The sequence below is a fragment of the Acidovorax sp. MR-S7 genome, from assembly GCF_000400995.2.
Lineage (GTDB): Bacteria > Pseudomonadota > Gammaproteobacteria > Burkholderiales > Burkholderiaceae_C > MR-S7.
The window spans coordinates 416,855-423,964 of record NZ_DF238897.1; the positions used below are offsets into that span (position 1 = coordinate 416,855).

Sequence of the window (7,110 nt, forward strand, 5' to 3'; positions counted from 1 at the left end):
AGGAGCCACCATGGACGATCTCCAGCAACGCATCGCCGGCAGCTTCGCCGCGCAGGGCCTCATGGCCACCCTGGGCGCGCGCTTGGCGCTGGTGGGCGAGGGCGAGGTGCACATCGCGCTGCCTTTCTCCGCCGCCCTGTCCCAGCAGCACGGCTACATGCACGCGGGCGCCGTCACCAGCATCGTGGACAGCGCCTGCGGCTACGCGGCGCTGACCGTGGCGCCGCCGGGCAGCGAGGTGGTCACCGCGGAGTTCAAGACCAATTTCATGCGCCCCGCGATCGGCGAGCGCTTCGTGGCGGTGGGCAAGGTGCACAGCAGCGGCCGGCTGCTCACGGTGTGCAGCGGCGAGGTGCGCGCCTTCACAGGCCCGGGCCCCGACTACAAGGTGGTGGCCCTAATGCAGGCCACCATCGTCAACGTGCAGCGTTGATGCTGCTATTGAAAAAATAGCTGCTCGCGCTTTCTGGCAAAGCGCAAGCGCCGTATTTCATTGCGACTGGCTTTGCAGGTAGTTCTGCAGGCCGATCTTCTCGATCAGGCCGATCTGCTTCTCCAGCCAGTAGGCGTGGTCTTCCTCGGTGTCGTGCAACTGGGCCAGCAGGATGTCGCGGCTCACGTAGTCGCTGTGGCGCTCGCACAGGGCCATGGCGTCCTTGAGGTGCTTTTGCACGCTGTACTCGGTGTCCAGGTCCTTGTGCAGCATCTCCTGCACGGTGTCGCCGGGCGTGAAGGCATGGGGGCGCATGTCGGGCTTGCCGCCCAGCATCAGGATGCGGCGCAGGATGGCGTCGGCGTGCGCGGTTTCCTCTTCCATCTCGTGGCCGATGCGCTCGAAGAGGCGCGTGAAGCCCTGGTCCTCGTATTGGCGCGAGTGGATGAAGTACTGGTCGCGCGCGGCCAGCTCGCCGCGCAGCAGGTCCTTGAGGCAGTCGATGACTTCGGGATGGCCTTGCATGTTGTTGTTCTCGTGTGGATTGCGAAGCCTGGAGTATCCGGCGCCTTGCGCGCGGGCTCAATGCGGGCCGTCAATTCCCGGGCATTTGCGCTCTTGATGCAGGCCGTAAGCAGGCGCATTCTCATCCGGGACTGTCATGGCCCTGCGGCACAATGCCCGCCATGCTGACGTACCCGCACATCGACCCCGTGGCCCTGCAGATCGGGCCGCTCGCCATCCACTGGTACGGCCTGACCTACCTGGCCGGCTTCGCGCTGTTCCTGTTCCTGGGCACGCGCCGGCTGCGCCACGAGCCCTATGCCTCCCTCACCGGCGACCAGGCGTGGTCGCGCAAGGATGTGGAGGACATCCTCTTCCTGGGCGTGGTGGGCGTGGTGCTGGGCGGGCGGCTGGGCTATTGCCTGTTCTACAAGCCGGGCTACTACCTGGCGCACCCGCTGGAGATCTTCGCCATCTGGCAGGGCGGCATGAGCTTCCACGGCGGGCTGCTGGGCGTGATCGCTGCGATGCTGTGGTTCGCGCACTCGCGACGCCGGCCCTGGCTGCAGGTGGCCGACTTCGTGGCGCCGTGCGTGCCCACGGGGCTGGCGGCCGGGCGCATCGGCAACTTCATCAACGGCGAGCTGTGGGGGCGCTTCAGCGTGCCCGATCTGCCCTGGGGCATGGTGTTCCCGCAAAGCGGCTCCCTGCAGCCGCGCCATCCGTCGCAGATCTACCAGTTCCTGCTCGAAGGGCTGCTGCTGTTCGTGCTGCTGTGGCTGTATGCGCGCCGCCCGCGCAGGCGCGGCGAGGTGGCCGCCGCGTTCTTGGTGGGCTACGGCGCGCTGCGCTTCACGGCCGAGTATTTCCGCGAGCCCGACAGTTTCCTGGGCCTGCTGTCGCTGGACATGAGCATGGGGCAGTGGCTGTGCGTGCCCATGGTGCTGGCGGGTGTGGGCCTGTGGCTGTGGGCGCAGCGGCAGCCTCTGTCGGGAAAAGGCATCAAAACGGCCTGAAAGGCTTGCCAACCAAGCGCTGGCAGCTATCGTTATTGATAGCCTGCTGACGGGGTGGCTGCGCTGCCACCCGCAGCGGACCGTTGCAACTTCGCATCATTTGACCCGGTTGGGTGTTTCCCCCAACACGGCCGCAGGCGAAATCTTCATAATTATCGAAAATTATGAAAATTGCCGCGTCTTCCCGCCGATTTACCTGCCATTGATGCCCGGATAACCCAGCACGCCATGCGCCCCACCGCCAATTCCATGCACGACCAGGCCGCCGAGCGGCTGCGCGAGCAGATCTTCGCGGGAGAGCTGGCGCCGGGCGCGTTCCTGGACGAGGCGGCGCTGTGCGAGCGGCTGGCGGTGTCGCGCACGCCGCTGCGCGAGGCGCTCAAGGTGCTGGTGGCCGAGGGGCTGCTGCGCCACGAGCCGCGCCGGGGCTGCTTCGTGGCCGAGATCACCGAGCGCGACGTGCAGGAGATCTTCCCCGTGATCGCGCTGCTGGAGGGCCGCGCCGCCTACGAGGCCACCGAGCGCGCGGGCGCGGCCGACATCGCCGCGCTGGAAGTGCTGCACCGGCGCCTGCGCGAGCACGCCGAGGCGGGCCGCATCACCGAGTACTACGAAGCCAACTACGCGATCCACGAGGCCTTCATCACCCTGGCGGACAACCGCTGGCTGGCCCAGGTGATCGGCGACCTGCGCAAGATCCTGCGCCTGGCGCGGCACCAGACGCTGCACCTGCCCGGCCGCCTGCAGCAAAGCCTGTCCGAACACCTGACCGTGTTCGCCGCGCTCAAGCGCGGCGACGCTCCCGACGCCGAGCTGACCATGCGCAACCACGTTCTCGCGCAGCGCGATGCGCTGCGCGAACTCGCCCGCAACCACCCCTCCCGGATAGCACCATGAACGCCGCCTCCACCTGGATCTCGCGCAACGTCGGCCGCCTGCGGTCCGCCGATGGCAAGGCCGCCGCCGCGAAAGAGGAGGGCGCCGCCGCACCCAAGGCCGCCGCGCCCGAACGCTCCACGCACGAGCGCCTGCAGGCCACGCTGCGCAAGAGCGGCGAGGCCCTGTCGCCGCGCGCGCTGCGCCGCGTACTGGCCGACCTGCAGGAGGTGGTGGCCCCGCGCGTGAGCGAGATCGAGGGCGGGCGCCGCGCGCAGCTCGTCGCCGCCTGGTACGCCGAGGCTGCGCCCGAGGAGCGGCGCGACATGTGGCTGCTGATGTGCGAGCAGTTCGCTCCGGACGCCACGCGCTTCAAGTCCGCCCAGCAGCGCTACGAAGCCGCCGCCGGCACGGCCGACGCGCCGCAGGCCGAGGCCCACCTGCGCCGCGCGCTGGTCTCGCCGCGCACGCGGCTGCTGCAGCGCTTCGCCGTGTTCCCCGAAGGCATGCGCTTCCTGGTGGATCTGCGCGCCGAGATGCTGCCGCAGCTCAAGGGCGACAAGCGCCTGCTGCCGCTGGAGGCCGAACTGGAGCAGCTTTTCGCCACCTGGTTCGACGTGGCCTTCCTGGAGCTCAAGCGCCTGTCGTGGGACTCGCCCGCCTCGCTGATCGAGAAGCTCATCAAGTACGAGGCCGTGCACGACATCCGCAGCTGGGCCGACCTGAAGAACCGGCTGGACAGCGACCGCCGCTGCTATGGCTTCTTCCATCCGCGCTTGCCGGGCGAGCCGCTGATCTTCGTCGAGGTGGCATTGGTCAACGAGATCTCCGAGAGCATCACGCCGCTGCTGGACGAATCGGCCGCGCCGGAGGACATCAAGCGGGCCACCACGGCCATCTTCTATTCGATCAGCAACACCCAGACGGGGCTGCGCGGCGTGAGCTTCGGCGACTCGCTCATCAAGCACGTGGTGGAGACGCTCACCGCCGAGTTCCCGCGCCTGCGCACCTTCGCCACGCTGTCGCCCATTCCGGGCTTCCGCTCCTGGCTGTCCAAGAACGGCGCCGCGCAGATGGAGCGGCTGGACGACAAGCAGCGCGCCGAACTGGGCCGCGCCGTAGGCTTCGAGCCGCCGCAGCTCACCCACGTGCTGGCCGCGGCGGACAACGCGCTGGAGCTGCCCCCGAAGTCGCCCGTGCGCCAGCTGCTGCTGCAATGCGCCGCGCGCTACCTGGGCCGCGAGCTGAACGACGGCAAGCCCGTAGACCCCGTGGCGCGCTTCCACCTGGGCAACGGCGCCCGCGTGGAACGCCTGAACTGGGCGGGCGACCCCTCGGCCAAGGGCCTCAAGCAATCGTTCGGCCTCATGGTCAACTACGTGTATGACCTCAAGCGCATCGACCGGCATCGCGGCATGCTGGCCGAGGGCCGCGTGCCGGTATCGAGCGACATCGACGGCCTGTGCCGCGACTGAGCTTCTGAGTACATTCCAAGAGCGCCGCGCAGGCGCCTATCTGTTCCCGTTCCATAACCGCAAGGAGACAAAGCGATGCAAGAGAGAGACGACACCACCCTGTTCACGGGCCTGCCACGGCGGCGCGACATGCTGCGCGCCGCAGGCGCGGCGGGCCTGGCGGCTGCGGCCGGCGGGGCGTGGGCGCAAGGCGCCGCCGCATGGCCGAGCAAGCCGGTGAACCTCGTGGTGCCCTTTCCCGCAGGCGGCGGCACCGACGCGTTCGCGCGCCCGCTGTCGGCGCAGTTCGCCAAGAACACGGGCAAGACGCTGGTGATCGACAACCGCGGAGGCGCGGGCGGCACGGTGGGCGCGAGCTACGCGGCCAAGGCGCACGGCGACGGCTATACGCTGTTCATGGGCGCGGTGCACCACACCATCGCCCCGTCGATGTACCCCAAGCTGGACTACGACCTCGAAAAAGACTTCATCCCCCTGGCCCTGCTGGCGGACGTACCGCAGGTGCTGGTGGTCAACCCCAAGAACGTGCCGGAGGCCGACTACCAGGCCTTCATGGAGCGGGTGCGCCGCAACCCCGGCCTGCTCAACTACGGCTCGGCCGGGCCGGGCACGTCGCACCACATGGCGGGCGAGCTGTTCAAGCAGCAGACCAAGACCTTCATCACCCACATTCCCTACACCGGCGCGGGCCCCGCGCTGCGCGACCTCGTGGGCGGGCAGGTGGACATGATGTTCGACGGCCTGGGCTCCTCGGCCACCCACATCAAGGCCGGGCGCATCAAGCCGCTGATGGTCTCGGGCGGCAAGCGCAACCCGGCATTCCCCAACGTGCCTTGCGCCGCCGAGGTCGGGCTGCCCGACTACACCGTCACCACCTGGTACGGCCTGTGGGCGCCCAAGGGCACGCCGGCCGACGTGCAGGCGCGCATCGTCGAGGAAGTCCGCAAATGCGGCGCCGCCGAGGAGATCAAGGCCATCTGGGCCAGCAACGGCGCCGAGTTCGGCACCCTGAGCCCGCAGGACTTCGGCAAGATGGTCAGCAGCGAAATCAAGCGCTGGGCGCAGGTGGTGAAGGCCTCCGGCGCCAAGATGGATTGAGATGAAACGACAACCCCCTGAGCCGCTTCGCGGCTTCCCCCTTCTCTCTACGCGCTTCGCGCTAGGGGAAGGGGGACGCAGCCAGCGCGGCGGGGCGGCCCTTGCGCGGCTGCCCGCGTTTGGGGCGCGCCAGTTTCATCGGTTGCGCGCGTAGCGCCGTGGAAAACTGATATGACAGGTGAAGTGCGGGCGGCCGAGGCCGCGGGAGAGGCGGCCGGCCGTGGCGTGGTGCGCGTGGTGCTGCGCCACGAAGGGCGGCTCAACGCCATGTCGCGCGGCATGTGGCGCGCGCTGCGCGACGTCTTCGAAGACATCCAGCGCAGCGCCAGTGTGCGCTGCGTGCTCATCGAAGGCGAGGGCGAGGCTTTCTGCGCGGGCGGCGACATCTCCGAATACCCCGCCTTCCGCTTCCACCCCGACAGCCTGCGCGACTTCCACGAGAACGACGTCTGGGGCGGCCTGGGCGCGATGCTGGCGTGCGACGTGCCCATCGTCGCGTGCATCGCCGGCGCCTGCATGGGCGCGGGCGTGGAGATCGCGAGCTGCTGCGACGTGCGCATCGCTGCCGCCTCCGCGCGCTTCGGCGCGCCCATCGCGCGGCTGGGCTTCCCCATGGCGCCGCGCGAGGCCGCACTGGTGGCCGGCGCCGTGGGCGAGGTCACCGCGCGGCAGATGCTGCTGGAGGCCGCCACCTTCAACGCGCACGAGATGGCGCAGCGTGGCTTCCTGAGCCAGGTGGTGGAGCCCGGCCTGCTGGAGGCCCAGGCGCTGGGCAGCGCGTTGCGCATCGCCGCGCTGGCGCCGGGCGCGGCGCGGCTCAACAAGCAGACCCTGCGGGCGCTTCAAGCATCGAAATGGCCTCCAGCGCCCGTCCACCAAGCGCAAGCAGCTATCGATCCGGTAGCAAGCGATCCCTACGACTATGCCGACAGCGCAGAGCACCGCGAGGGTATCGCGGCGTTCCTGGCCAAGCGGCCTCCTGTTTTCTGACTGTCCTTTTTGGTTGGCACACCATGAGTTCCTCTTCCCAGAACCTGTTCACGGCGCTGCGCGCCGCCTTCCCCCGCGACCTGGAGCAGATCGCCGTCGAGACCACCTCGGCGGCAGGCGAGCCGCTGCGCTACACCTGGCGCGACCTGGACCGCGCGAGCAGCCAAATCGCCAACCTGCTGACCTCGCTGAAGCTGCCCGAGGGCAGCCGCGTGGCCGTGCAGGTGGACAAATCCGTCGAGGCCATGCTGCTGTACCTCGGCACGCTGCGCGCGGGCTACGTGTTCCTGCCGCTCAACACCGCCTACCAGAGCGCCGAGATCGAATACTTCGTGGGCAACGCCGAGCCCGCCGTCGTCGTGTGCACGCCCGCCAACTTCGGCTGGGTCTCCAAGATCGCCTTCACCGCCGGCACGCAGCACGTCTTCACGCTGGGCGACGACCGCACCGGCAGCCTGCTGGAGCGCGCCGCGCACCATGGCGACGAACACACGCCCGTGGCGCGCGCGGCCGACGACCTCGCCGCCATCCTCTACACCAGCGGCACCACCGGCCGCAGCAAAGGCGCCATGCTCACCCACGGCAACCTGCTGTCGAACGCGCAGGTGCTCAAGGACTACTGGGGCTGGAAGGATGGCGACGTACTCATCCACGCGCTGCCCATCTTCCACGTGCACGGCCTGTTCGTGGCCATCCACGGCGCGCTCATCAACGGCAG

At 69.0% G+C, this 7,110-nt stretch carries 8 protein-coding genes; 7 read left to right on the forward strand and 1 reads right to left on the reverse strand.

Annotation, left to right across the window (positions count from 1 at the left end; translation table 11 throughout):
• Positions 1-10 precede the first annotated feature (10 nt).
• On the forward strand, positions 11-433 hold the full coding sequence (locus AVS7_RS04225; protein WP_020230469.1) for a PaaI family thioesterase: 423 nt from the start codon (positions 11-13) through the stop codon (positions 431-433).
• Between the two features lie 57 nt (positions 434-490).
• On the opposite strand, the gene bfr is transcribed toward AVS7_RS04225, so the two are convergent.
• Positions 491-958: a bacterioferritin gene (gene bfr, locus AVS7_RS04230; RefSeq protein WP_020230470.1), complete on the reverse strand. Its 468-nt coding sequence runs from the start codon at positions 956-958 to the stop codon at positions 491-493.
• 161 nt (positions 959-1,119) lie between these two features.
• Between bfr and lgt the strand changes: the two genes are divergently transcribed.
• From lgt to AVS7_RS04260, 6 genes are all read left to right on the forward strand, one after another.
• Complete coding sequence (gene lgt / locus AVS7_RS04235) at positions 1,120-1,953, forward strand: prolipoprotein diacylglyceryl transferase (RefSeq protein ID WP_082176359.1); 834 nt, start codon at positions 1,120-1,122, stop codon at positions 1,951-1,953.
• A gap of 228 nt (positions 1,954-2,181) precedes the next feature.
• Positions 2,182-2,850: a GntR family transcriptional regulator gene (locus AVS7_RS04240; RefSeq protein WP_020230472.1), complete on the forward strand. Its 669-nt coding sequence runs from the start codon at positions 2,182-2,184 to the stop codon at positions 2,848-2,850.
• A complete protein-coding gene (locus AVS7_RS04245) occupies positions 2,847-4,304 on the forward strand; it encodes a malonyl-CoA decarboxylase (protein ID WP_020230473.1) in 1,458 nt (485 codons plus the stop codon). Before AVS7_RS04240 ends, AVS7_RS04245 begins: the two co-directional genes overlap by 4 nt.
• A gap of 75 nt (positions 4,305-4,379) precedes the next feature.
• Positions 4,380-5,402 (forward strand): tripartite tricarboxylate transporter substrate binding protein, encoded by a 1,023-nt coding sequence (locus tag AVS7_RS04250; RefSeq protein ID WP_020230474.1) that lies wholly within the window; start codon positions 4,380-4,382, stop codon positions 5,400-5,402.
• A 171-nt stretch (positions 5,403-5,573) separates the two neighbouring features.
• Positions 5,574-6,392, forward strand: coding sequence for an enoyl-CoA hydratase/isomerase family protein (locus AVS7_RS04255; RefSeq protein ID WP_020230475.1), 819 nt, complete (start codon positions 5,574-5,576; stop codon positions 6,390-6,392).
• Between the two features lie 23 nt (positions 6,393-6,415).
• Positions 6,416-7,110 (forward strand): AMP-binding protein (locus tag AVS7_RS04260; protein WP_020230476.1); only part of this gene is annotated, 695 nt, incomplete at its 3' end.

What these genes read in the sequence shown, in the direction of transcription:
- bfr (WP_020230470.1), bottom strand. Translation starts at nt 958, where the DNA reads ATGCAAGGCCATCCCGAAGTCATCGACTGCCTCAAGGACCTGCTGCGC.
- AVS7_RS04250 (WP_020230474.1), top strand. Translation starts at nt 4,380, where the DNA reads ATGCAAGAGAGAGACGACACCACCCTGTTCACGGGCCTGCCACGGCGG.
- AVS7_RS04225 (WP_020230469.1), top strand. Translation starts at nt 11, where the DNA reads ATGGACGATCTCCAGCAACGCATCGCCGGCAGCTTCGCCGCGCAGGGC.
- AVS7_RS04240 (WP_020230472.1), top strand. Translation starts at nt 2,182, where the DNA reads ATGCGCCCCACCGCCAATTCCATGCACGACCAGGCCGCCGAGCGGCTG.
- AVS7_RS04245 (WP_020230473.1), top strand. Translation starts at nt 2,847, where the DNA reads ATGAACGCCGCCTCCACCTGGATCTCGCGCAACGTCGGCCGCCTGCGG.
- AVS7_RS04255 (WP_020230475.1), top strand. Translation starts at nt 5,574, where the DNA reads ATGACAGGTGAAGTGCGGGCGGCCGAGGCCGCGGGAGAGGCGGCCGGC.
- lgt (WP_082176359.1), top strand. Translation starts at nt 1,120, where the DNA reads ATGCTGACGTACCCGCACATCGACCCCGTGGCCCTGCAGATCGGGCCG.